Source organism: Atlantibacter sp. RC6 (genome assembly GCF_014193285.1).
Classification (GTDB): Bacteria; Pseudomonadota; Gammaproteobacteria; order Enterobacterales; family Enterobacteriaceae; genus Atlantibacter.
The window spans coordinates 311,415-336,917 of record NZ_JACHZE010000001.1 but is presented as its reverse complement, the minus strand read 5'-3'; the positions used below and the strand labels follow the sequence as shown (position 1 = coordinate 336,917).

The 25,503-nt window shown below is 56.2% G+C and carries 23 protein-coding genes; 15 read left to right on the top strand and 8 right to left on the bottom strand.

The window, feature by feature from the left end; all coding sequences use genetic code 11:
* The first annotated feature begins 26 nt into the window (after positions 1-26).
* The 4 genes from FHW74_RS01590 (at position 27) to FHW74_RS01575 (ending at position 1,939) form a co-directional block, all read left to right on the top strand.
* Complete coding sequence (locus FHW74_RS01590) at positions 27-686, top strand: fumarylacetoacetate hydrolase family protein (protein ID WP_183168839.1); 660 nt, start codon at positions 27-29, stop codon at positions 684-686.
* 92 nt (positions 687-778) lie between these two features.
* Positions 779-1,225, top strand: a complete 447-nt coding sequence (locus FHW74_RS01585; RefSeq protein ID WP_183168838.1) for a YcgN family cysteine cluster protein — start codon at positions 779-781, stop codon at positions 1,223-1,225.
* Positions 1,226-1,369: 144 nt separating this feature from the next.
* The gene (locus tag FHW74_RS01580) at positions 1,370-1,606 is read left to right on the top strand and encodes a YdcH family protein (protein ID WP_183168837.1); all 237 of its coding nucleotides are present in this window, start codon (positions 1,370-1,372) and stop codon (positions 1,604-1,606) included.
* A gap of 159 nt (positions 1,607-1,765) precedes the next feature.
* On the top strand, positions 1,766-1,939 hold the full coding sequence (locus tag FHW74_RS01575) for a GhoT/OrtT family toxin (RefSeq protein ID WP_183168836.1): 174 nt from the start codon (positions 1,766-1,768) through the stop codon (positions 1,937-1,939).
* 56 nt (positions 1,940-1,995) lie between these two features.
* Here the strand turns inward: FHW74_RS01575 and dsbB are convergent, their stop codons facing one another.
* On the bottom strand, positions 1,996-2,529 hold the full coding sequence (gene dsbB, locus FHW74_RS01570) for a disulfide bond formation protein DsbB (RefSeq protein WP_183168835.1): 534 nt from the start codon (positions 2,527-2,529) through the stop codon (positions 1,996-1,998).
* Positions 2,530-2,690: 161 nt separating this feature from the next.
* The gene (gene nhaB, locus FHW74_RS01565) at positions 2,691-4,232 is read right to left on the bottom strand and encodes a Na(+)/H(+) antiporter NhaB (RefSeq protein WP_183168834.1); all 1,542 of its coding nucleotides are present in this window, start codon (positions 4,230-4,232) and stop codon (positions 2,691-2,693) included.
* A gap of 221 nt (positions 4,233-4,453) precedes the next feature.
* On the opposite strand from nhaB, the gene fadR reads away from it, so the two are divergent.
* Positions 4,454-5,173, top strand: a complete 720-nt coding sequence (gene fadR / locus FHW74_RS01560) for a fatty acid metabolism transcriptional regulator FadR (RefSeq protein ID WP_183168833.1) — start codon at positions 4,454-4,456, stop codon at positions 5,171-5,173.
* 45 nt (positions 5,174-5,218) lie between these two features.
* On the opposite strand, the gene FHW74_RS01555 is transcribed toward fadR, so the two are convergent.
* Together FHW74_RS01555 and mfd are read right to left on the bottom strand one after the other, a co-directional pair.
* Positions 5,219-6,187, bottom strand: a complete 969-nt coding sequence (locus FHW74_RS01555; protein ID WP_183168831.1) for a L,D-transpeptidase family protein — start codon at positions 6,185-6,187, stop codon at positions 5,219-5,221.
* 150 nt (positions 6,188-6,337) lie between these two features.
* A complete protein-coding gene (gene mfd, locus FHW74_RS01550) occupies positions 6,338-9,784 on the bottom strand; it encodes a transcription-repair coupling factor (RefSeq protein WP_183168830.1) in 3,447 nt (1,148 codons plus the stop codon).
* A 371-nt stretch (positions 9,785-10,155) separates the two neighbouring features.
* Between mfd and lolC the strand changes: the two genes are divergently transcribed.
* Genes lolC through cobB form a run of 5 tightly spaced genes read left to right on the top strand, consistent with a single transcriptional unit; the run spans position 10,156 to position 15,057 of the window.
* Complete coding sequence (gene lolC, locus FHW74_RS01545; RefSeq protein WP_183168829.1) at positions 10,156-11,355, top strand: lipoprotein-releasing ABC transporter permease subunit LolC; 1,200 nt, start codon at positions 10,156-10,158, stop codon at positions 11,353-11,355.
* Positions 11,348-12,052, top strand: a complete 705-nt coding sequence (lolD, locus tag FHW74_RS01540) for a lipoprotein-releasing ABC transporter ATP-binding protein LolD (RefSeq protein ID WP_125291980.1) — start codon at positions 11,348-11,350, stop codon at positions 12,050-12,052. The genes lolC and lolD overlap by 8 nt, the downstream gene beginning before the upstream one ends.
* Positions 12,052-13,296, top strand: coding sequence for a lipoprotein-releasing ABC transporter permease subunit LolE (gene lolE, locus FHW74_RS01535; RefSeq protein WP_183168828.1), 1,245 nt, complete (start codon positions 12,052-12,054; stop codon positions 13,294-13,296). The genes lolD and lolE overlap by 1 nt, the downstream gene beginning before the upstream one ends.
* Before the next feature lie 15 nt (positions 13,297-13,311).
* A complete protein-coding gene (gene nagK / locus FHW74_RS01530) occupies positions 13,312-14,223 on the top strand; it encodes an N-acetylglucosamine kinase (RefSeq protein WP_183168827.1) in 912 nt (303 codons plus the stop codon).
* Positions 14,224-14,238: 15 nt separating this feature from the next.
* Positions 14,239-15,057: a Sir2 family NAD+-dependent deacetylase gene (cobB, locus tag FHW74_RS01525; RefSeq protein ID WP_183168826.1), complete on the top strand. Its 819-nt coding sequence runs from the start codon at positions 14,239-14,241 to the stop codon at positions 15,055-15,057.
* Positions 15,058-15,095: 38 nt separating this feature from the next.
* Here the strand turns inward: cobB and potD are convergent, their stop codons facing one another.
* From potD to potA, 4 genes are read right to left on the bottom strand one after another with little or no spacing between them, the layout of a single operon-like run.
* Positions 15,096-16,142 carry a spermidine/putrescine ABC transporter substrate-binding protein PotD gene (potD, locus tag FHW74_RS01520; RefSeq protein WP_183168825.1) on the bottom strand — a complete coding sequence of 349 codons (1,047 nt, stop codon included), beginning with the start codon at positions 16,140-16,142 and terminating at the stop codon, positions 15,096-15,098.
* A gap of 20 nt (positions 16,143-16,162) precedes the next feature.
* Complete coding sequence (gene potC, locus FHW74_RS01515) at positions 16,163-16,957, bottom strand: spermidine/putrescine ABC transporter permease PotC (protein WP_183168824.1); 795 nt, start codon at positions 16,955-16,957, stop codon at positions 16,163-16,165.
* Positions 16,954-17,811: a spermidine/putrescine ABC transporter permease PotB gene (gene potB, locus FHW74_RS01510; RefSeq protein ID WP_183168823.1), complete on the bottom strand. Its 858-nt coding sequence runs from the start codon at positions 17,809-17,811 to the stop codon at positions 16,954-16,956. The genes potC and potB overlap by 4 nt, the downstream gene beginning before the upstream one ends.
* On the bottom strand, positions 17,795-18,931 hold the full coding sequence (gene potA / locus FHW74_RS01505; protein WP_183168822.1) for a spermidine/putrescine ABC transporter ATP-binding protein PotA: 1,137 nt from the start codon (positions 18,929-18,931) through the stop codon (positions 17,795-17,797). The genes potB and potA overlap by 17 nt, the downstream gene beginning before the upstream one ends.
* A 309-nt stretch (positions 18,932-19,240) precedes the next feature.
* On the opposite strand from potA, the gene pepT reads away from it, so the two are divergent.
* The 5 genes from pepT to FHW74_RS01480 all read left to right on the top strand — a co-directional run bounded on the left by pepT (position 19,241) and on the right by FHW74_RS01480 (position 25,501).
* The gene (gene pepT, locus FHW74_RS01500) at positions 19,241-20,464 is read left to right on the top strand and encodes a peptidase T (RefSeq protein ID WP_183168821.1); all 1,224 of its coding nucleotides are present in this window, start codon (positions 19,241-19,243) and stop codon (positions 20,462-20,464) included.
* Between the two features lie 104 nt (positions 20,465-20,568).
* On the top strand, positions 20,569-21,210 hold the full coding sequence (locus FHW74_RS01495) for a fimbrial protein (protein ID WP_183168820.1): 642 nt from the start codon (positions 20,569-20,571) through the stop codon (positions 21,208-21,210).
* An 80-nt stretch (positions 21,211-21,290) separates the two neighbouring features.
* Entirely contained in the window at positions 21,291-21,968 is a 678-nt protein-coding gene (locus FHW74_RS01490) for a molecular chaperone (protein ID WP_183168819.1), read from the top strand.
* Between the two features lie 31 nt (positions 21,969-21,999).
* A complete protein-coding gene (locus tag FHW74_RS01485; protein WP_183168818.1) occupies positions 22,000-24,552 on the top strand; it encodes a fimbria/pilus outer membrane usher protein in 2,553 nt (850 codons plus the stop codon).
* On the top strand, positions 24,545-25,501 hold the full coding sequence (locus FHW74_RS01480; protein WP_183168817.1) for a fimbrial protein: 957 nt from the start codon (positions 24,545-24,547) through the stop codon (positions 25,499-25,501). Before FHW74_RS01485 ends, FHW74_RS01480 begins: the two co-directional genes overlap by 8 nt.
* Positions 25,502-25,503: the final 2 nt, after the last annotated feature.

Genomic DNA, 25,503 nt, shown 5'->3' with positions numbered 1-25,503 from the left:
ATACCGCACAACGCAGAGGGAACATCATGTATCAACACCATAACTGGCAAGGGGCGCTACTGGATTTTCCGGTGAACAAAGTGGTTTGCGTGGGCAGCAACTACAGCAAACACATTCAGGAGATGGGGAGCACGCCGCCTGACGAGCCGGTACTGTTTATCAAACCGGAAACCGCGCTGTGCGATATTCGCCAGCCGCTGGTGCTGCCCCAGGGGCTGGGTTCAGTACACCATGAAGTGGAGCTGGCCGTCCTGATCGGCTCAACGCTGCGTCAGGCGACAGAAGACCACGTCAGCAAAGCCATCGCGGGCTATGGTATCGCGCTCGATCTTACGCTGCGCGATGTACAGTCGAAAATGAAGAAGGGCGGCCACCCGTGGGAAAAAGCCAAAGGCTTTGATAATGCCTGCCCGATTTCCGGCTTTATTCCGGCGGCGGAATTTGGCTGCGATCCGCAGAACGTGGCGCTGGGGCTGAAGGTCAACGGCGAAGTGCGCCAGAACGGCAATACCAAAGACATGATCCACAAAATCATTCCCTTGATTGCCTATATGAGCCGCTACTTTACCCTGCGCGCCGGGGATATCGTTTTAACTGGCACGCCGGAAGGCGTCGGGCCGCTGGTGAGCGGCGATGAGCTGGACATTACCTTTAACGATCGCACCCTGACGACACGCGTCCTGTAACCGTTCAGCCGCCTCGTCCGGGGCGGCAAAACTTGCATCCGGGGCCGATAGTGTTTATAAGGTGCAGCTGACTTTGAGCGACGGGCCCCGGCATGAGCGATATACCTTTCTGGCAACAAAAAACTCTCGATGAAATGAGCGATGCGGAGTGGGAATCCCTGTGCGACGGCTGCGGCCAGTGCTGCCTGCACAAGCTGATGGACGAAGACACCGATGAAATCTACTTCACCAACGTCGCCTGCAAGCAGCTCAATATCAAAACCTGCCAGTGCCGCAACTACGAGCGCCGCTTCGAGTATGAGCCGGACTGCATCAAGCTGACCCGCGAAAACCTGCCAACCTTCGAATGGTTGCCGCCAAGCTGCGCCTATCGCCTGTTGGCGGAAGGCAAGGGGCTGCCGGTCTGGCACCCGCTGCGTACCGGCTCCAAAGCGGCGATGCATGCCGAGCGGATTTCGGTGCGTAATATCGCGGTGAAAGAGTCCACGGTACGCGACTGGCAGGATCACATCCTCAACAAGCCGGACTGGGCGCAGTAACCCTAACGCAAATTCATAATGTGCTAACGAGCCGGACCCTGCTCACAAAACCGCCATTCTCTTTGCCCGCTCTCAGCAAAAAGTCGTAGAGTGAACGTGTCGCTGCAAAGGCGACACCGTCATCCACTTTACAGAGGAAGGCCTATGTTCCCAGAGTACCGTGATTTAATTTCCCGCCTCAAAGCTGAACATCCGCGTTTCGAATCACTCGTCGAGAAGCATAATGCCCTGGACCATGAAATAAGCCGCCGTGAAGGCGCCAATGGCAGGGGTTATTGCGAGGAGGTCGCCCGGCTCAAGAAAGAAAAACTGCACCTGAAAGACCAGATCTTCAGGATCCTGCAACAACAGAGCCAGCAGGCTTCGGAACCGTCGCACTAAATGTCGGGAACGACAGACAACCGCCTCTTAGCAGGCGGTTTTTTGTTGAGTAAATCCGGAAATTTAGTGGTAGAAATGCTACGGCTACGTTAATCAACTTGATGTCAGAGAAAATTCCGCGCATAGTGCCGCCCGTTTATTCAACGGATCGCGAGTTTTATGACGCTGTATCAAAAAATGTGGGTGTTTTACATGGTGATGGCGAGCCTTGCCGCCGTGGTGACATTCTTTATTGCCAAAGACAGAGTGCGGATTAAATTATTGAGCGCGGCGTTAATCGGCGCGACCTGGCCGATGAGTTTCCCCGTGGCGCTGCTGTTTGCGCTGTTCTGATCGCAGGGCAAAAAAAAGCCCTGAAGCAGTGCTTCAGGGCCTGTGAAATTCCTTTCTTAGTAACGGCCAAACAGATCGCGTTTTTTCGGTTTAAACGGCTGGGCGATCAGCACCAGCAGCGCGATGACCAGGTAAGCCGCGAAAATGCCCAGCAGCCACTGCGGCATCTCCAGCGATAAAAATTCCCACTGACGCACCGAGCAGTCGCCGCTGGCGACAAACACTTGCGGCAGCCATTTATCCAGCGGCAGCCAGCTCGGGAAGCGCGCGGCGAAGTCGCAGGTGACAAACGGAGACGGGTGCAACTGGATGATGGTGTGCTCATAGGCCAGCGCCACACCCTGCCACGCGCTGTAAATCCATACGCCAATCGCCACCAAACGTAGCGGTGTTTTAGGGGCGATTGCGCCCAGAATGCCCGCGCCCATAATGCCGAATAACGCGCAGCGCTCGTAAATACATAACACGCACGGCTGTAGCTTCATAACATGCTGAAACCACAACGCAACCAGTTCAAGGGCAAACGCCGTAATAGCCATCAGAAGCCAGGCGCCGCGACCGTGGGAGCACTGGTTTAAATATCGCAACATAATCAAATTCCCTGCTGTATGCGTCGAGAGGGCAGTGTAAACGAATTCGCCTGGCACGCCACTAAGGACTAAAAAAATAACAAATTTATCGGATATTCATCATTCAAAGCGCCTGCCGGAGATGGCGCTTTGTTCGTTTTTCGCTTCGCGCGCCATCATAATCAGGCTGTCGCGATCCAGCCATGCGCCAGCATCCACTCTGTGGCGGGCATCAAGATAAATTCAACGCAGGCCAGCCCCGTTAAGGTGAGCACCAGCGTATACGGCAGCGCCATCCATACCATGCGGCCATACGACAGGCGAATCAACGGCGCCAGCGCCGAGGTCAACAGGAACAGAAACGCCGCCTGGCCGTTAGGCGTCGCCACCGACGGCAAATTGGTGCCGGTGTTAATCGCCACCGCCAGCAACTCAAACTGGTTGCGATCGATAAGCCCTTGCTCCAGCGCAGTTTTAGCCTCGTTAATATACACCGTGCCGACAAACACGTTATCGGAAATCGACGACAGCAGGCCGTTAAACAGATAAAAAAGCGACAATTGCGCATGCGGCGCGGCTTCCAGCACAAAGGTAATGATCGGCGAGAACAGTTTCTGGTCGATTATCACCGCCACGACGGCAAAAAATACCGTCAATAGCGCGGTGAACGGCAGCGCTTCGGTGAACGCTTTGCCGATGGCATGCTCATCGGTGACGCCGCACAGCGCGGTCGCGAACACAATCACCGACAGGCCAATCAGGCCGACTTCGGCCAGATGCAGGGCCAGCGCGACGATAAGCCAGACGGCGATAATCCCCTGAACCACCAGCTTCATTTTGTCCTGCCGGGTGCGCTCGCGGCTGCTTTTTTCATCAAACTCACGCAATACCTGGCGTACCGATTCCGGCAGCGATTCGCCGTAGCCGAACCAGCGCATTTTCTCGACGATGACACAGGTTGCCAGGCCGCAGAACAGGACCGGTACGCTCACCGGGGCAACGCGCAGCAAAAAATCGACAAAGTGCCAGTCGGCGGCTTTGGCGATAATCAGGTTCTGGGGTTCGCCTACCATCGTCATTACGCCGCCGAGCGCGGTGCCGACCCCGGCATGCATCATCAGGCTGCGTAGAAAAGCGCGGAATTTCTCCAGACTGGCGCGGCTGTCTTCTTCGAGCGTCGAGTCATCCTGTAAATCGCCGTTGTCGTGACGGGTGCTGGCGTAGCGGTGGTAGATGCTGTAAAAGCCCACGGCGACGCTTATCACCACGGCCACCACTGTCAGGGCGTCCAGGAACGCGGATAAAAACGCGGCGGCGAAACAGAACGCCAGCGACAGTAAAATCTTTGAACGGATACCCAGCAGCAGTTTGGTAAAAATCAGCAGCAGCAACTGCTTCATAAAATAGATGCCCGCCACCATAAACATCAGCAGCAACAGCACTTCCAGGTTTGCGCTTATCTCTTCGCGGATATGACCCGGCGTGGTCATACCGATGATTACCGCTTCAATCGCCAGCAGCCCGCCGGGCAGCAGCGGGTAGCACTTCAACGCCATCGCCAGGGTGAAAATGAATTCGCCCACCAGCAACCAACCGGCGATAAACGGGCTGACGAAAAAAAGAATCGGATTGAGTATCAGAAATGACAACAGGGTCACTTTGTACCAGTCAGGAGACTGCCCGAGAAAATTACGATAAAGCGCGCGTCCGAAAGACATTTCCATAGCCTGGTTTTTACTCCTGAAGAAAAAGGGTGGGAGGGGCGACGGAAAATCCTAGCGCTCGCGTGTGTTCCAGGCAAGCTAAAACAGGGTTTTAAACGCGCCGGTAATTAACAAAAAGCAAACCGCGATCCCCTTTTTCCCCTGAGACTTCGCTATCTGTCAGGAAATGCGTCTGGTATGATGAGTGAATTTTGTAAAATGCTGTGTATGGGTATCTCACTATGGTTATAAAGGCGCAAAGCCCGGCGGGTTTCGCTGAAGAGTACATCATTGAAAGTATCTGGAATAATCGCTTCCCACCGGGGACGATCCTTCCGGCGGAACGTGAGCTCTCTGAGTTGATCGGCGTCACCCGCACTACGCTGCGCGAAGTGTTGCAGCGCCTGGCGCGCGACGGCTGGTTGACTATTCAACACGGCAAACCGACCAAAGTGAATAACTTCTGGGAAACGTCCGGGCTGAACATTCTTGAAACGCTGGCGCGCCTCGATCACGAAAGCGTCCCGCAGCTGATTGATAATCTGCTGTCGGTGCGTACCAATATCGCGACCATTTTTATTCGTACCGCGTTTCGTCAGCATCCGGATAAAGCGCTGGAAGTGCTGGCTACCGCGTCGGAAGTGGAAGACCACGCCGATGCGTTCGCTAATCTCGACTACAACATCTTTCGCGGGCTGGCGTTTGCCTCGGGCAACCCCATTTACGGCCTGATCCTCAACGGGATGAAAGGGCTGTATACCCGCATTGGCCGCCACTATTTTGCGAATCCGGAAGCGCGCAGCCTGGCGTTAGGTTTCTACCATCGGCTGGCGAAAATCTGCGAAGAAGGGCTGCATGACCAGGTGTATGAAAGCGTGCGCCGCTACGGTCATGAGAGTGGTGAAATCTGGCACCGCATGCAGAAAGCCATTCCAGGCGGCCTGACCATGACCGGTCGCTAACCCCCCGAACAAAACAACATGGCCTCGCTTAGCGAGGCCATTTTTTTAGATGGGTTGTTGGGCGCTGGCGTCCCCATGCCGGGTCACGTCTACCGGCATCCCGGAGCGCAACTCCATGGCGTGGTTCATCACGTCGCCATTAACCGTCGGCTGGCTACGAAAGCGCTGCGCACTGTCATTGAGGTTAATCGGCAGGGTTTGCGGATCGTCATTGATATCCTTCGACAGCGGCTGATGGACCTCGACAATCTGGCGGCCATCCGGCTCGCTGGAGATTTTCAGCGGCTCGTTAATGATGTTCACCTTCGTGCCCACATCCACCACGCTAAACAGATGCTTGATATCGTCATCGCGCAGGCGGATACAGCCGGAACTGACGCGCATCCCGATGCCGAAATCGGCATTGGTGCCGTGCAGCAAATAAACGCCGCCGTAGGCCGCCAGGCGGATCGCGTGATGCCCCATCGGGTTGTCCGGCCCGGCAGGCACCACCGCCGGTAAAGTGATCCCCTGCTTCAGATAGCGGGCGCGAATATTGGCGGTTGGCGTCCAGGTCGGGTTAGCGCGCTTTTGCGACACGCTGGTTTTCATGGTTGGCGTCAGGGTGTCGCCGTCCAGTTGACCGATACCGATCGGATACACCGTCACGCTGTTGGTACCCGGCGGGAAGTAGTAAAGGCGCAGCTCCGCCAGGTTGATCAGGATGCCTTCACGCGGCGCATCCGGTAGCAGCATCTGGCGCGGGATGGTCAGCACGCTGCCTTCACGCGGCACATAGGGGTCAACGCCGGGGTTGGCCTGCATCAGCGCCAGGAAACCGACGTTGTACTTTTTGGCGATGGCCTCCAGCGAGCCGCCGCCGGGCTCAACCACATGGAACTGGTTTTCGCCTATCAAACGGCTGCCCGCAGGCGGTAGCGGGTAGGTATTAGCGCGCGTTGGCAGCGCGAGGGCAAGCGTGGCGATCACGCTAAACCAGGTGATCCAGCGAAAAATGCGCAATGCAGAAGTCATATTAATAACCCTATGATTGTTAAGGATTTGTAGTGGGCAGAAGAGGGAAGTATGACCAGCGCCGTCCAGGGAAATCCTGGAGGATTGAAATATTTTGTAAATTATTCACCTGAATAACCCAGGCCTGACGTTGCGCCAGGCCTGTGTCGGTTATGCCACTGCGTTTTCCTGTACCTGGGTCATAAATTGCGTCACCCAATCCATCCGGGTTTTACGCTCGTTGAGATCCTGGAAAAACTTCAGGCGCGTCGGGCCATCGAGACGGAAATGTTGCGGCGACTTTTGCAGTAAACCGATCAACCAGACCGGATCGACATGGTTCTTCTCGGCAAACTCAATCACGCCGCCCTTATCGTGGGCTTCAATCTTACGAATGCCCATTTTCTGCGCCTGCTGGCGCAGCCGGGCGATATCCAGCAGATTGCGCGCCGCATCCGGCAACAGGCCGAAACGGTCAATCAGCTCCACTTTGATTTCGTCAAGCTCAGCCGGTTTTTTGGCGCTGGCGATGCGCTTATAGAACGACAGGCGGGTATTCACATCGGGGATAAAATCTTCCGGCAACAGCGACGGCATCCGCAGCTCTACCTCGGTTTGCTGGCTGGTGAGATCCTCCAGCGACGGCTCGCGGCCTTGTTTCAGCGCATCCACCGCGTTTTCCAGCAGCTCCATGTACAGCGAGAAGCCGATGGTTTCCATCTGCCCGCTCTGGCCTTCGCCGAGCAGTTCACCCGCGCCGCGGATTTCTAAATCGTGAGTCGCCAGCGCGAAGCCTGCGCCCAAATCCTCCAGCGAGGCAATGGCTTCAAGGCGTTTTTGCGCATCGGTGGTCATGGCTTTGGGATGCGGCGTCAGCAGCCAGGCGTAGGCCTGGTGGTGCGAACGGCCCACACGGCCACGCAGTTGGTGCAACTGGGCCAGGCCGAAATGATCGGCGCGCTCAATAATGATGGTATTGGCGGTGGGGATGTCGATCCCGGTTTCGATAATGGTGGTGCACACCAGCACGTTAAAACGCTGGTGGTGGAAATCGTTCATTACCCGTTCCAGTTCGCGCTCACGCATCTGGCCGTGGCCGATGGCGATACGCGCTTCCGGCACCAGGGTGGCCAGCCGGTCGGCGGCTTTCTGGATGTTTTCCACGTCGTTATACAGATAGTAAACCTGGCCGCCGCGCAGGATCTCACGCAGGATAGCCTCGCGCACCACCAGGCTGTCGTACTCGCGCACAAAGGTTTTCACCGCCAGGCGGCGCGCCGGTGGGGTGGCGATAATCGACAGATCGCGCATGCCGCTCATCGCCATATTCAGGGTACGCGGGATCGGCGTGGCGGTGAGTGTCAGGATATCCACGTCAGCGCGCATCGCTTTGATGCGCTCTTTATGACGTACCCCGAAGCGGTGCTCTTCATCGACAATCAGCAGGCCCAAATCTTTCCACTGCACATCGCTTTGCAACAGCTTATGGGTGCCAATCAGGATATCAATTTTGCCGTCGGCGGCCTGTTCCAGCACCTGCGCCTGCTCTTTGGCGCTGCGAAAACGCGACAGCATTTCAATGCGCACCGGCCAGTTGGCGAAACGATCGCGGAAATTGTCGAAATGCTGCTGGGCCAGCAGGGTGGTTGGCACCAGCACAGCGACCTGTTTGTTGTTTTCCACTGCCAGGAATGCCGCGCGCATCGCTACTTCGGTTTTGCCGAAGCCGACGTCGCCGCATACCAGCCGATCCATCGCCAGCGGCTGGCACATATCGCTCAGCACCGCGTTAATGGCCTGGGCCTGATCCGGCGTGGTTTCAAACGGGAAACTGTCGCAAAACAACTGGTACTGCTCACGATCGTGTTTAAACGCAAAACCGGCTTTGGCTGCGCGTTGCGAGTAGATGTCCAGCAGCTCCGCCGCCACGTCGCGCACTTTCTCCGCCGCTTTTTGCCGTGCCCGGGACCAGGCGTCGCTGCCCAGCTTGTGCAGCGGCGCGTTCTCCTCCGCGCCCCCGGCGTAGCGGCTGATCAGATGCAGCGAGGACACCGGCACGTAGAGTTTGGCGTCGTTAGCGTAGGTCAGAATCAGGTATTCGCCAGTGATCCCACCGGCTTCCAGCGTGGTCATCCCGGCATAGCGGCCCACGCCGTGTTCCAGATGCACCACCGGCTGGCCGGGATGCAGCTCCGCCAGGTTGCGGATCAGCGTATCCGGGTTAATAGTACGGCGATTATCCTGGCGGCGGCGCGCCACGCGCTCGCCCAGCAGATCGCTTTCGCAAATCAGCGCCCGCTGGCGGCGGGTGTCGATAAACCCGCGTTCGGCGGAGCCTAAAATCACGTAGCGGCCCTGAGCGCTGGCCTCGTCAAAGCGATAAAGCTTTTTCGGGGCCACTTTGATACGCGCCAGCAGTTCAGACAGCGCTTCGCGGCGGCCTTCGCTCTCGACCGAAAACACCACCGGGCCGTCGAAGGATTCAAGGAATTTACGCAGATCGTCCAGCGGCGCTTTCTGCTGCGCTTTGACCGACAGCTCCGGCAGCGGCTGGTAGCCAAGATTGGTATTGGCGGCTTTTTCCGGCAGCGCCTCAGTTTTAAGCTGCACGCGCGGCCAGTTTTTTAGCTCGCTGAACAGCTCATCGGTACGCAGCCACAGCTGTTCTGGCGGCAGCAGCGGGCGCATCGGGTCAACGCCGCGATTCTCGAACCGCGCCACGGTATCGGCCCAAAAGCGCTGGGCGCTGGTTTCCAGATCGCCGGTATTCACCACCAGGGTATTCGCCGGGAAATAGCTGAACAGCGCGGGCAGCGGCTCGCTGAAAAACAGCGGTTGCCAGTATTCGATACCGGCGGGCAGGGTGCCTTTACTGACCTGCTGATAAATATGTTCAGCGTCGCGCTTCACTTCGAAGCGATCGCGCCAGTGGGTGCGAAACAGTTCAATCGCCGCTTTGTCGGTGGGGAATTCGTGTGCCGGCAGCAGGTTGATGGCTTCGACTTCTTCCAGCGTGCGCTGGGTATCAACATCAAACAGCCGCAGACTGTCGATTTCGTCATCGAAAAAGTCGAGACGGTAGGGCTGGGCGCTGCCCATCGGATACAGGTCGAGCAAGGCGCCGCGCGTGGCGTATTCGCCATGCTCCATTACCTGATCCACATGGCGATAGCCCGCCTGTTCCAGTTGGCCGCGCAGCGCGTCGCGCGACAGCTGCTGGCCTTTCTTCATCACCAGCGCATGGCCGTGCAGGAAACTGTGCGGGCAAACGCGCTGCATCAAGGTATTCACCGGCAGGATCAGCACGCCGCGCTGCATGGCGGGCAGTTGATACAGCGTTGAGAGGCGGGAAGAGATAATGTCCTGATGGGGTGAGAAACTGTCGTAAGGCAGGGTTTCCCAGTCCGCCAGGTTCATCACCATGCTGTCGGTAAACTGGCGGATCTCATCGTGCAGCCGCAGGGCATTTTGCATATCAGGGGCAATCAGGATCACCGGCCCGGCATGGCGTTCCGCCATTTCCGCCACTTCCGTGGCGCAGGCTGCGCCGGTGAGTTCGCCCAGTAGACGTTGGTCGCCCGGTTTGGCGGGCAAGGAATAACGATATTGTTCAGACATAGCGTGTTTTAGCGTTTCTCGTTGTGACCCGCGACCCGGTAAAGTCTGGCGCAAGAATGGGTTATCGCGATGAATGCGGACTGTTGTTATTATCCGCGATCGGTCTGTATTAGCAAAGCGTAACACAAACTTCGCAACGGGGTTTATGTGACGTTGTCACTTTTACCGCTAAAAGGGTGGTGATTTCAGGATAAATCGCAGGGTGAAATCGCCTGAAAAGCGCAATGCTTATACGCCGTCTCGTTTATCAGATTGATTTGACTATGTTTTTATCTGCGGCGGTGAAACAAAAAGACGTTGTATTTCATTTACTTGATTCCGGCAGGCTTATATACTCCCGGGTTACTTTGCAAAGCAATCAGATGGATTTCATGTACCAACCTGTCGCTTTATTTATCGGCCTGCGCTATATGCGGGGCCGCGCAGCAGACCGCTTCGGTCGATTTGTCTCCTGGCTCTCTACCATTGGCATCACCCTTGGGGTAATGGCGCTGGTCACGGTGCTGTCAGTGATGAACGGCTTCGAGCGCGAGCTGCAAAACAACATTCTTGGGCTGATGCCGCAGGCGCTGATTACCACGCCGAAGGGCTCAATCAATCCGCAACAGCTCCCCGAACAAGACCTTAAATTGCAGGGCGTTAAGCGTATCGCGTCGCTGACCACCGGCGATGTGGTGCTGCAAAGCCCGCGTAGCGTGGCGGTGGGCGTAATGCTGGGTATCGATCCGGCTAAAGAGGACCCGCTTACGCCCTATCTGGTGAACGTGAAGCAAACCGATCTGGTCGCCGGGCAATATAAGGTGATCCTCGGCGAGCAACTGGCCGGGCAACTGGGCGTGAAGCGCGGCGATCAACTGCGCCTGATGGTGCCGTCTGCCAGCCAGTTTACTCCGATGGGCCGCCTGCCTAGCCAGCGGCTGTTTACCGTGATCGGCACCTTCGCCGCCAATAGCGAAGTGGACGGCTACCAGATGCTGGTGAATATCCAGGACGCGTCGCGCCTGATGCGCTACCCGGCGGGGAATATCACCGGCTGGCGTCTGTGGCTCAACGAACCGCTGAAAGTGGACGTGCTGAGCCAGCAAACCTTGCCGCCGGGCACCGAATGGAAAGACTGGCGCGAGCGCAAGGGCGAGTTGTTCCAGGCGGTGCGCATGGAAAAAAACATGATGGGGCTGCTGCTGAGCCTGATCGTCGCCGTTGCCGCATTCAATATCATTACCTCGCTTGGCCTGATGGTGATGGAAAAGCAGGGTGAAGTGGCGATCCTGCAAACCCAGGGGCTGACGCCGCGCCAGATCATGGCGGTGTTTATGGTCCAGGGGGCCAGCGCAGGCGTGATCGGCGCGCTGTTGGGCGCATTGCTCGGCGCGCTGCTGGCCAGCCAGCTGAATAATTTAATGCCGATTATCGGCGCATTGCTCGACGGCGCGGCGCTGCCGGTCGCTATCGAACCGTTACAAGTGGTTGCCATCGCGTTAATCGCCATGGCTATCGCGCTGTTATCCACGCTGTATCCGTCCTGGCGCGCCGCCGCCACTCAACCCGCTGAGGCTTTACGTTATGAGTAATTCTGTCCTGTTGCAGTGCGACAACCTGTGCAAACGCTATCAGGAAGGGAACGTGCAGACCGACGTGTTGCATAACGTCAGTTTCACGATCCAGAGCGGCGAGATGATGGCGATTGTCGGCAGCTCCGGCTCCGGGAAAAGTACCCTGTTGCATCTGCTCGGCGGGTTAGATACGCCAACCTCTGGTGATGTGATTTTCAACGGTAAAGCCATGAGCGGCATGTCGTCCGCCGCAAAGGCAGAGCTGCGCAACCGCGAGCTGGGCTTTATCTACCAGTTCCACCACCTACTGCCGGACTTCACCGCGCTGGAGAACGTGGCGATGCCGCTGCTGATCGGCAAGAAAAAAACCGACGAAACCCAGGCGCGGGCGCTGGAGATGTTGAACGCCGTCGGGCTGGGGCATCGCAGCAACCACCGTCCATCCGAGCTTTCCGGCGGCGAGCGCCAGCGCGTGGCGATTGCCCGCGCGCTGGTGAACAAGCCGCGGCTGGTGATGGCGGACGAGCCCACCGGCAACCTTGACGCCCGCAATGCCGACAGCATCTTCGCGCTGTTAGGCGAACTGAATCAGCAGCAGGGCACCGCGTTTCTGGTGGTGACCCACGATCTGCAACTGGCGCGCCGGATGAGCCGCCAGCTGGAAATGCGCGACGGGCATCTCAGCAGCGAACTGACCCTGATGGGAGCGCAGTAATGACGAGCCCACTTTCCTTACTGATTGGCCTGCGCTTTAGCCGGGGACGGCGGCGCAGCGGCATGGTATCGCTGATTTCCATTATTTCCACGCTGGGCATCGCGCTGGGCGTGGCGGTGCTGATCATGGGCCTGAGCGCTATGAACGGCTTCGAGCGCGAGCTTAATAACCGCATTCTGGCGGTGGTGCCGCACGGGGAAATCGAGCCGGTGGATCAGCCGTGGAAAGGCTGGCCCGAAGTGCTGGCGCGGGTGGAAAAGGTGCCCGGCATCGAAGCCGCTGCGCCCTATATCAACTTCACCGGCCTGATTGAAAGCGGGGTCAACCTGCGGGCGATTCAGGTGAAGGGCGTCGATCCCGAGCAGGAAACCCGCCTGAGCGCGTTGCCGAAATACGTTCAGAATCAGGCCTGGCAAAACTTTAAGGCCGGGCAGCAGCAAATTATTATCGGCAAAGGCGTGGCGGACGCGCTGAAAGTGAAGCAGGGCGACTGGATCTCGATCATGATCCCCAACTCCGACGGTGAAAATAAGCTGCTGCAACCCAAGCGGGTGCGCCTGCAAATCGCCGGTATTTTACAGCTCAGCGGCCAGCTCGATCACAGCCTCGCCATGGTGCCGATGCAGGATGCCCAGCAGTATCTGGACATGGGCGACAGCGTCACCGGTATCGCCATTAAAGTGAATGACGTGTTTAACGCCAACAAGCTGGTACGCGACGCGGGCGAAGTGACCAACGCCTATGTGTATATCAAAAGCTGGATTGGCACTTATGGTTATATGTATCGCGATATCCAGATGATCCGCGCCATTATGTATCTGGCGATGGTGCTGGTGATCGGCGTCGCCTGCTTCAATATCGTTTCCACGCTGGTGATGGCGGTGAAAGACAAGAGCAGCGATATCGCGGTGCTGCGCACCCTGGGGGCCAAAGACGGGCTGATCCGCGCCATTTTTGTCTGGTACGGTTTGTTGGCCGGGCTGGTGGGCAGCGTCAGCGGCGTGGTGGTCGGCGTGCTGGCTTCCTGGCAACTGACAAACATTATCGCGTGGATTGAGAAACTCATCGGCCACCACTTCCTGTCCGGCGATATTTACTTTATCGACTTTTTGCCATCAGAACTTCACATCATGGATGTGGTATATGTGTTGATCACCGCGCTGGTGCTGAGCCTGTTGGCCAGCTGGTATCCGGCGCGGCGCGCCAGCCGTATCGATCCGGCGCGGGTGCTGAGCGGGCAATAATCACAGGAGGCAGGGATGTATTACGGTTTTGATATCGGCGGCAGTAAAATCGCGCTGGGCGTCTATGACGCGGCGCGGCAGTTGCAGTATGAAAAACGTGTCCCCACGCCCCACGACAGCTATCCGGCGTTTCTGGATGCGATAATCGGGCTGGTTAACCAGGCCGATGCCCAGTTCGGCGTAGCGGGACACGTCGGCATCGGCATTCCCGGAATGCCGGAAACCGATGAAGGGTTGCTGTACGCCGCCAATCTACCCGCCGCCTCCGGCCATCCGGTACGCGCCGATCTAAGCCGTTTGTTGGATCGCGATGTGCGCATCGATAACGACGCCAACTGCTTTGCGCTATCGGAAGCCTGGGATGAAGAGTTCCGCCGCTATCCGGTGGTGATGGGGTTGATCCTCGGCACCGGCGTCGGCGGCGGGCTGGTGATTGACGGCAAATCGGTGACCGGTCGCAATTACATTACCGGTGAGTTCGGCCACACCCGGTTGCCCATTGATGCGGTGGCGCTGCTCGGCTGGGACATCCCGATCAAACGCTGCGGTTGCGGCCAGCACGGCTGCGCAGAGACCTTTCTTTCCGGGCGCGGCTTTGCATGGCTGTACCATCACTTCTACCATCAATCACTGGAGGCCCCGGAAATTATCGCCCGCTGGCATGCCGGTGACGACAAGGCGCGCGCCCACGTCGAACGCTTTGTCGACCTGCTGGCTATCTGTCTCGGCAACTGGCTGACGGTTGTCGATGCGCATCTGGTGGTGATTGGCGGCGGTTTATCGAATTTTTCATACCTGACCGAAGCGCTGGGCGCGCGTCTGCCCCGCTCGCTCCTTCCCGTCGCCCGGACGCCGCGTATCGAAGCGGCAAGGCACGGGGATGCCGGAGGAATGCGCGGCGCTGCGTTCCTCCATCTAACGGACTAACTTTCTGAGGTGGCTATGCTATCGCGTCGTCAGCACCGTTTACTGCGGTTTAAAAGAAACAAGCGTCGGCTGCGCGAGCGGTTGCGTCAGCGGTTATTTTTCCAGAATGGAGTACCCGAAGCGATGGATAAACCAAGAGTAGTGGTATTAACCGGCGCGGGGATCTCGGCGGAATCCGGGATCCGCACCTTTCGCGCCACCGACGGACTATGGGAAGAGCATCGCGTCGAAGACGTGGCGACGCCGGAAGGCTTTGCCCGCGATCCGCAACTGGTGCAGGCGTTTTACAACGCCCGTCGCCGCCAGTTGCAGCAGCCCGGTATCCAACCCAACGCCGCCCATCTGGCGCTGGCGGCGCTGGAGCAGGCGCTGGGCGACCGGTTTTTGCTGATTACCCAGAATATCGACAATCTCCATGAGCGGGCGGGCAACCACAACATTATCCATATGCATGGCGAACTGCTGAAAGTGCGCTGTTCACAAAGCGGGCAGATCTTCGAGTGGACCCATGACATTACCGGCGATGATAAATGCCACTGTTGCCAGTTCCCTGCGCCGCTGCGCCCGCATGTGGTGTGGTTTGGCGAAATGCCGTTGGGTATGGACGAGATTTATCAGGCGCTGGCGATGGCGGATGTGTTTATTGCTATCGGCACCTCCGGGCACGTTTATCCGGCGGCGGGATTCGTCCACGAAGCGCGGCTGCACGGCGCGCATACCGTGGAGCTGAATCTGGAGCCGAGCCAGGTCGGCAGCGAATTTGAAGAGAAGCACTACGGGCTGGCAAGTGAAGTGGTGCCGGAGTTTGTCGAGCGATTGCTCAAAGGTTTGTAAAACAGCAGGCGGAGCGGGGCGCTCCGCCTGGCAAGCGCTTAACGGCCCGCTTTCAGTTTTTGGTAATACTCTTCATAAATGGCGCTGGCGTCGCCGACATCGTTCTGCCATTCACCTTTATCAATCGTCGCCTGATCCGGATACAGGGATTTATCGCCGGACACCTCTTTGCTCAGCAGCTTGCGTGCTTCAAGGTTTGGCGTCGGGTAACCGATGGTTTCCGCTACCTGTTTCGCCACGTCCGGGCGCAGCAGGAAGTTAATCAGCTGCATCGCGCCATCCACGTTTTTTGCGTTGGAGGGGATCGACAGGCTGTCCATCCAGAAAATCCCGCCTTCTTCCGGCCAGACGATCTGCAGCGGCGTGCCCGCCTGACGCGCCACCCACGCCGAGCCGTTCCACACCATCCCCAGATTCACTTCGCCTTCCATATAGGGGTTAGCCGGGTTATCGGAGTTGAACGCCGCCACGTTAGGCATCAGCTTCTGCAATTCGTGGTAAGCCTGTTCGATCTGTTTGCGATCGGTGGTGTTACCGGACAGGCCCAGCTTCAGCAGCGCCATCTGGAACACTTCCCGGGCATCGTCGGTCAGCAGCAGGCTGCCTTTGTACTCCGGTTTCCACAGATCCGCCCAGCGGGTCACGGTTTTCGGATCGATGCTTTCGCTGTTGACGCCAATTGCCGTGGCACCCCAGATATACGGGATGGAGTAATCATTGTTGGGATCGAACGGCTTGTTCAGCATCGCCGGGTCGAGGTTATGGAAGTTGGTCAGTTTGCTTTTGTCGATCTTCTGGATCATGCCTTCTTTGCGCATTTTGTCGACAAAATAGGTCGACGGCACCACCAGATCGTACGCCCCTTCTTTATAGGTTTTCAGCTTGGCGTACATGGTTTCGTTCGACTCGTAGGTCGAATAAATCACCTTAATGCCGGTCTCTTTGGTGAACTGCTCCAGCAGGCCCGGCGGTACATACTCGGTCCAGTTATAGAAGTAGACGGTTTTACTGTCGTCCGCGTGGGCGGCGCTCATTCCCAGGGCTAATGCACCGGCGGCAAGCAGGTGGCGTGACCATTTTTTCACTCTTACGTCTCCTGTTTTAGTTAGCCTGACGAACGAGCCAGACTTTTGGTTTTATCGCGTGCAATCAACTGGCTGGTGATCACCAGCGCCAACGACAGCACCAGCAGAATGGTGGCCAGCGCGTTAACTTCCGGAGATACGCCGACTTTCACCATCGAGTAGATCTTCAACGGCAAAATTTCATAGCTCGGGCCGGTAACAAATGACGACACCACTACGTCATCCATCGACAGGGTAAAACTCAGCACCCATCCGGCGGCGACGGCGGGCATCGCCAGCGGCAGAATGATCTTGCGCAGGATGGTGATCTCCCCGGCGCCCAGATCCCGGGCGGCTTCCAGCATCCGCACATCAAAGCCTTTCAGGCGCGAATAGACCGTCACGACCACAAACGGCAGGCAGAACGTGATATGGGAGAACAGCAGCGACCAGAAGCCGAGCTGGATGCCGAGCAGCATAAACAGCACCAGCAGCGAAATCGCCATTACGATATCCGGCGACATCATCACCACAAACAGCATCCCGCTGACGAACGGCTTGCCGCTGAACCGGTAGCGGTAGAGCGCCACGGCGGTCAGGGAACCGATGAGCGTGGCGAAGGTGGCGGAGAAGATCGCCATGGTCAGGGAGTGTTTCGCCGCCTGTAACAGACTGTCGTTATTCATCAGCAGGCTATACCAGTGGGTGGTAAAGCCCTGCCAGTTGATGCCGAAGCGCGCGCTGTTAAACGAGTTGACGATCAGAATGATGATCGGGATATACAGATAGGCGTAGATGGCGGTCATAAAGCCGCCGCGAAGGATGCGGCCGATCATTCCAGATCCCCCTTCTTGTTCAGTAACCGCGCGGCGCGCCAGTAAACCAGCAGCATCAGGCCCATCACCACCGTCAGGGTGACGCTGGTGGCCGAGCCGAACGGCCAGTCGCGGATATTCAGGAACTGGCTCTTAATCACGTTGCCGATCAGCAGGTTCTTCGCGCCGCCCATCAGGTCGGAGACGTAAAACAGGCCCATCGCCGGCAGCATCACCAGCAGGCATCCGGCGATAATACCCGGCATGGTCAGCGGCACAATGATGCGGATAAAGGTCTGGAGTTTACTGGCGCCGAGATCCCGCGCCGCTTCCAGCAGCGGTTTATCGAGCTTTTCAATGCTCGAGTAGAGCGGCATCACCATAAACGGCAGCAGGATATACACCAGCCCGATTATCACCGCGCTCGGGGTGTACATAATGCGCATCGGCGTGTCGATCACCCCCAGCCACAGCAGGAACTCATTGAGATAGCCCTTAGTGCTGAGAAAAATCTTTAAACCGTAGATACGGATCAGCGAATTGGTCCAGAAGGGCACAATCAACAAAAACAGCAGCAGCGGACGCACTTTTTCCGGCAGGCGCGCCAGAAACCAGGCGAAGGGGTAACCCAACGCCAGACAGGCCACGGTGGCGATCAGCGCCATATTCAGGGAGTGCAGCAGCACCTGGAAGTAGAGCGGGTCGAGCAGACGCGCATAGTTATCCAGGGTAAAGACCAGGCTGACGAAGTTAGCATCGTCGCGGGTCAAAAAGCTGGTGCCGATGATCATCAGATTGGGCAGAAAGACAAAAATCAGCAGCCAACCGACGATAGTGGCAATCACCACATTCTGGAATTTACGCGCGCTCTTCATCAGCCAGCACAACCTCCCAACTCTCAACCCAGTTCACCACCATCTTCTGGTCCAGGGAGTGGTCAAAGTCCGGGTCGTCCTCGTTAAAGAACTCGCTCACCATCACCATTTTGCCGTTTTCCAGCTCGACCACCGATTCCAGCGTCATGCCTTTATAGTTGCGCTCGCGCACAAAGCCGATCAGCCCTTCGGCCTCGCTGGCATCGTTGATCTCTTCGACGCGCAAATCTTCCGGACGCAACAGCACTTTTAATTGCTGGCCTGCGCTAACCGGGAAATTCACATAGATAAAGCATTCCCGGCCTTCAACGCGGGCGCGCACTCGCTGGTCGTCGACCCGCTCCATCACGGTGGCATCGAAGATATTGATCTCGCCGATAAAGCTGGCGACAAACAGATTCTTCGGCTCTTCATAGATTTCGCGCGGCGTACCGTCTTGCTCAATGCGCCCGTCGCGCATCACCACGATGCGATCGGACATGGTCAACGCCTCTTCCTGATCGTGGGTGACGAACACAAAGGTAATGCCAAGTTTACGCTGTAGCGCTTTCAGCTCGTTCTGCATCTGTTTACGCAGCTTGTAATCCAGCGCGGAGAGCGATTCGTCCAGCAACAGCAGGCGCGGCTTGTTGACCACCGCACGGGCGATAGCCACGCGCTGCTGCTGGCCGCCGGAGAGTTGATGGGGTTTACGGGTGGCGAAACTGTCAAGCTGAACCATCTTTAGCGCATCCATTACCCTGGGGGTAATCTCGCTCGACGGGGTTTTCTGCATCCGCAGGCCAAACGCCACGTTTTCAAACACGGTCATGTGCGGGAAAAGGGCATAACTCTGGAAGACGGTATTGACGTGACGATGCTCGGCGGGAACATCGGTAATCTCCTGGCCATCAAGAATGATCTGGCCGGAATCCACCGTTTCCAGGCCGGCAATCAGGCGCAGGACGGTGGTCTTACCGCAGCCCGACGGGCCAAGCAGTGTGAGAAATTCACCATTGTTGATGGTCAGGGATAAGTCAGTAATGACATTTTTACCATCAAAACCTTTCTGAATTCCCGCCAGTTGAACCAGCGGCGAAAGCGAACGGGAGTGTTTATTCAATTTTTTACGCTGTCCCATAACTAACGCATCGGCAAACAGCGCCGGATGCGGGGTTTGTGATTTACCACCTGGGCTGACACATAAATTAACAAGGGCAGGCATTCTACGGCAAAGCATTGAAATCGCCAATGCTTCATGCGCATTCATACTCCTGCTTACAGGGATTTACACTACGCTTTGACAAGGGTTTTATCCCAATGCTGACACATTGTCACTCAAACCGGCAAAAAGGCTTTTTTTCACCCCCGGAAGGTTAAAAGTGATGTGGCGCAATATTTGTATTTTCGGGCTTATTGATAATGTTGTCACAAAAATGAGGGTGGCTGCATGGATAAATTACTAGAACGTTTTTTGCACTATGTCTCACTGGACACGCAATCTAAAGCGGGTGTCCGTCAGGTCCCAAGTACCGAAGGGCAGTGGAAACTGCTGCGTATTCTCAAGACGCAAATGGAAGAGTTGGGACTGGTGAACGTCACTCTCAGCGAACAGGGCACGGTGATGGGCACGCTGCCGTCCAACGTTGATTACGCCGTCCCGGCGATTGGCTTTATTTCCCATGTCGACACGTCGCCTGATTTCAGCGGTAAAAACGTTAATCCGCAAATTCTCGAAAACTATCGCGGCGGCGATATCGCGCTGGGCATTGGCGATGAAGTGCTGTCACCGGTGATGTTCCCGGTACTGCACCAACTACTGGGCCAGACGCTGATCACCACCGACGGCAAAACGCTGCTCGGTGCGGATGATAAAGCGGGTGTGGCGGAAATCATGACCGCTATGGCGGTGCTGAAAGGCAACAATATTCCCCATGGCGATATCCGCGTGGCGTTCACGCCGGATGAAGAAGTGGGCAAGGGCGCGAAGTTTTTCGATGTCGAACAGTTTAACGCCCAGTGGGCCTATACCGTGGACGGCGGCGGGGTCGGCGAACTGGAGTTTGAAAACTTCAATGCCGCCTCGGTGACCATCAAAATCGTCGGTAACAATGTGCATCCCGGCACCGCCAAAGGGGTGATGGTGAATGCACTGTCGCTGGCGGCGCGTATTCACGCCGACGTCCCAGCTGATGAGAGCCCGGAAATGACCGAGGGTTATGAAGGCTTTTATCATCTGCACAGCATGAAGGGCAACGTGGATAAAGCGGAAATGCATTACATCATCCGCGATTTTGACCGCAGTAAGTTTGAAGCGCGCAAGCGTAAGATGATGGATATCGCCAAAAAGGTCGGCAAAGGGTTGCACCCGGATTGCTATATCGAACTGGTGATTGAAGACAGCTATTACAATATGCGCGATAAAGTGGCGGAGCATCCACATATTATTGAGATTGCCCAGCAGGCGATGCAGGACTGCGATATCGAACCCATCATGAAGCCGATCCGCGGCGGCACTGACGGTGCGCAGTTATCTTTCAAAGGATTGCCTTGCCCGAACTTATTTACCGGCGGATATAACTACCACGGCAAACATGAATTCGTGACGCTGGAAGGGATGGAAAAAGCCGTCGCAGTTATTGTGCGTATCGCTGAACTCACCGCGCAACGTTAATTTTTTAGAGGCTTTCATATTTTATGGAAGCCTTTTTACCTCTCTCACTTTTATATTTAATAATTCCCCTTACTCTCTGGGTGCCATTATTCAGGTGTGCCTTTTTGGACATTTTCACGCCCAATCGAACGGTTTATTATTCTTCGCACTTAAGGAGTGAACATAAACGGACGTTAATTATTAACCGACTCATTATTTACAAAGTGAATACCAATATGAAAAAGCTGCTTATTTCCCTTGCCGTAATCTCTGCTATTAACACCGGTGCCGCATTAGCCAGCGATGGTGTTATTAATTTCACTGGTGAAATTGTTGATACCTCTTGCCAGGTGGATGCAGATTCTAAAGATATGACCGTAGATTTGGGCAAAGTAAATAAATCTTCTTTTAACCAGGTCGGCGATGAAGAGAGCGCCACCAAATTCACCATCAAATTAACCGGTTGCCCGACAACCGCGACCGGCGTGAGCGGCGCAGCGATTAAATTTGAAGGTGAAAGCGTGGTTGGCGACGACACCGTTCTCGCCCTTACCAACGGCGCCGGCGCTGCAACGGGCGTAGGTGTGGAAATTAAAGACTCGACGGATAACCCGGTTTCCATGAAAGTGACCCCGACCACCTTTTTGCCAATTGGTACTGATGGAACAATGTCTCTGAATTATACCGCTTATTACCGTGCCATCTCAGATACTGTTACTGCGGGTGTAGCAAATGCGGCAACAAGCTTTACCGTAGTCTATAACTAAATTACTGCTAATTGCAGCGCGAAGTAAAACCGGGAAATTCCCGGTTTTACTATTGGCTTTCATCAGTCAAAGGTGCATGCATGAACATATTTTCATTAATGAAAGTATTGGTCCTTCTATTATTAACGGTCATGTCAAACAGTTATGCTGGCGTGGTTATCGGTGGTACCCGGCTTATTTTTCATGGAGATAAAAAGGAGGCCTCCCTCAGTGTTAATAACCCTGACAAGATCCCGTATTTAATTCAGTCATGGATTGAATCAGAAAGCGGAGGATCGGCGAAAAGCGCCTTTCTGCTCACGCCGCCCTTATTTCGCCTGGATCAAGGGCAGAAAAACTTGCTGCGCATCGAGAATATATCCCCCCAGTGTCAGGTTAAAGAAACGCTTTACTGGCTAAATGTTAAAGCGATTCCCTCAACCACCAAACAACAAAATGCGCTGAAGATAGCCATTAAAAATCGCATCAAAATGATTTATCGGCCCGCAGGGTTAAATTCCCAGAACCCTGAGGAGCTGGCTGATAAATTGCGCTGGCAGCGCAGTGGGGGAAACCTCACCGTCAACAATCCCACGCCGTTTTATATGAATTTTCTGTATGTCCGCATCAACGGGCAGCCTGTACCCACGGTAACCTACGTGGCCCCGAACTCAACCGCCAGTTTCGCGTTGCCCGCCAGTACCAGCGGCAGCCAGATGAGCTGGGCATTAATTACTGACTACGGTGCCGGCGGTAAAGAGCACCAGACTTCTCTTTAACTATTACAAATAGATAACTACGGAGGCTGGGATGCTAAACCGACTTTTTTTTACGGTAAGGTACTGCCTCGCAACGGGGCTTTCATGTCTCAGTTTTGCTGTCGGCGCCGAGGAGTATTTCGATCCCGCGTTGGTTGAAGTGGCCGCGCCCGAGCAGAGCGTTAGCGATTTATCAGGATTCAGCGCGGGCTCGCAAGCGCCGGGCGTTTATCGTGTTGATATCTATGTGAATCAGCAAAAACAGGAGACGCGGGATGTAACTTTTCGAACGCTGGGTAAAGAGGATAAGACATTAGTTCCGTGCCTGAGCCGGGCGGTGCTGGAAAGCTACGGGGTGAATGTCGAGGATTACCCGGCGCTGACAGATGATGACAAAGGCTGCGCCGATCTCAGCCAAATCCCCGATGCCAAATCGACGTTCCTGTTTAATGAGCAGCGCCTGCAACTGGATTTCCCGCAACAGGCGATAAACGTGCGCGCTCGCGGCTACATTCCCCCGGAACGCTGGGATGACGGCATCAATGCGCTGATTATGAATTACGCGTATTCGGGCGTGGATTACCTGTCAGACAGCGACGGCGGCAGTAAACGCACCGATTATCTTAACCTGCGGCCCGGGATGAATCTCGGCGCGTGGCGGCTTCGTAACTACACCACCTGGTATAACGACGGCAACGGTCAGGATAGCTGGGACACGATCTATACCTACGCCCAGCGGGAAATTGTTCCGTTGCAGGGCCAGCTTTTGCTGGGCGATGGGGTCTCGCCTTCCGATGTCTTTGATAACGTCTCGTTTCGCGGGGTGCAGTTAGCCTCCGATGACGACATGCTGCCGGAAAGCGTGCGCGGTTACGCCCCGGTGGTACGCGGTATCGCCCGTACCAACGCTGAAGTGGTGATCCGCCAGAACAGTTACATTATTTACCGCACCACCGTCGCGCCCGGCGCGTTTGAAATCAACGATATTTATCCCACGGGCAGCAGCGGCGATCTCAACGTCACGGTGCAGGAAAGCGACGGCAGCGAACAGCATTTCGTGGTGCCTTTCGCCTCGTTGCCCGTATTACAGCGCGAAGGACGGCTGAAATATGATTTCGCGGGCGGCGAATACCGGACCTATAACAGCAGCGTAGATAAAAACAATTTTTATCAGGCGACCGGTATTTATGGTCTGCCGTGGCAACTCACGCTGTACGGCGGCGTTCAGTATGCGCCTTCACGCTATAGCGCCGGTGCGCTGGGGTTAGGGCTGAATGGGGGCGACTGGGGGGCGGTGTCAGGCGATGTGACGGCGGCCCGGGCGACGGTGAAAAACCGTGACGAGGCCAGGGGCGAAGCTGTGCGGTTGCGCTACAGCAAATCGATAACCGCGACCGGCACGACATTTGCCATTGCGGGCTACCGCTATCTGGACGGTAACTATTACACCTTGCCGGAAACGCTGGAATCCTGGACCAGCGATAATGATTTCCTGCTGGCGGAGCGGCGGAAAAATCGCATTGAATTCTCGCTTAGCCAGAACACGGCACTCTTTGCGGGCGCAGTGACCCTGAGTTTTGTACGTGAAGATTACTGGGACAGTAGCCAGGAGTCGCAATCGCTGTCAGTGAGCTATAACAATAACTGGAATGGCATCAGTTACGGCGTGACCTATAGCGAAACGCAGAATACCGCGTCGTCACAGCAAATCTCCGGTCCGGTTTCCTCTGAAAACGATCGGCTGCTCTATTTTAATATCAACATCCCCCTTGATCGCTGGCTGCACAAAACCTGGGCTAACTACAGCGGCACCTTCACCAGTGATAGCGGCACTACGCACAGCGTTGGGCTGAACGGGTCGCTGCTGGAAGACAATAACTTTAACTGGAGCGTTCAGGAATCGCGCAATAGCGATGATGACCAGATGAGCGGCACGGCCAGCGCCAACTACCGGGGAACCTATGGCGAGACCACGCTGGGCTACGGTCATGACAGCGACCAGCGGCGCGTCAACTATGGCGTGAAAGGCAGCATTGTCGGCCACCGCAATGGCGTGACGCTGGCCCAGTCGCTAGGTGAAACCGCCATCCTGGTTAAAGCGCCCGGTGCCAGCGGGGTTAGCGTTCAGAACCAGACCGGCGTCGCAACGGATTTCCGTGGTTACACCCTGGTGCCGTACGCCACGCCGTATCGCGAAAATACCATCACGCTGGACAACACGACTTTCGGTGAAAATGTGGATATGGATCTTGCCGCCCAGACCGTGGTGCCAACCCGTGGGGCAATTGCCCGCGCCTCCTTCGCGACCAGCATCGGCCAGCGCGCGCTTCTCACGTTGCGGTTGCCGGATGGCAAACCTGCGCCGTTTGGCTCCACCGTGACGCTGGTGGGTGCAGAAGGTGCCAGCAGCAGCATTGTCGGCGAAGGCGGCGAGGTTTACCTGCGCGTCCTGCCGGAGTCGGGGCAGCTTTTGGCGGAGTGGGGCGCTGCGAGCTGTACCGCTGATTTCCGGCTGGGGGTAAAAGCGCAAGACACCGGTCTGTTTACCAAAGAGCTGCTTTGCCGCCCGGGCCCGGCGCGCCCGGCAGGAGGAAACGATGAGTAAAACTAACGCTATGGCCGTCGCGCTGCTGACATTTTTATTCTTCTGCGCGTTCCCGCTACGGGCCGGTTATTTTACCAGTGCGGAGCAACTCAATGTCGCTTATGACCTCAGCAAATTCACGATACCCGCTACGGTAGGCGCCACAACTGACTGGGCGGCGGTTAGCGAGATGCTTTATTCCCTTGAGACAAACGGAGTCACAGGAAGCTACATAGATACCCAAATAGGCGGAGGTATCACGGGCGATGGCGTGACATGGATAACCACCAATGCGGGGGTCGGTGTGCAATTCAAACTCACCGATGTTAACGGTTGTCTTCCAGAAACTACGACGCCTCCCTACATCATGCAACTGCCCGCTAATACTGTCTGTGTCGGCAGCGCTATTAAGGTGAGTTACCGGCTGGTGCGTCTGGCGGATTATGTGCCGTCCGGGCCTGTTTCCATGCCGAACGTACAGATGATCTTCAATAATTATAACGGCGCGCCAGTCGCCACTGTGCGGGCAATGTACTACAGTGGCGCGTCAAACCAGCCCTACATCACGCCGTGCATCATTGATGTGCCCGCCGTGGTCCGGCTCGATGATTTGCCCAGCGCGAATATACAGGTGGGGGCAATCAGTATGAAAAGTGTCCCGGTAACATTAACTCAATGTCCAGGGGCCATTACCAATATTCGCTATCTGTTCCAGAGTTCGTATGGTTCGCACGATACCGCTGTCGGCACAATAAATACCAAACCGGGTTCGGCGGCCGGTGTTTATTTCCAGTTACTGCGTTCACCGACGGAAAATTACCGGCTCACCCAGTATTACACTCTTAGCGAATATAACGGCAGCGGCGATTATTCCATCCCGCTTAATGTCGCTTACTACGTTGATGCTCCCTCGCAGGTAACGCTGGGCGATGTGGAAAGCGCGTTGACGTTAGTCGTCAACTATCAGTAACA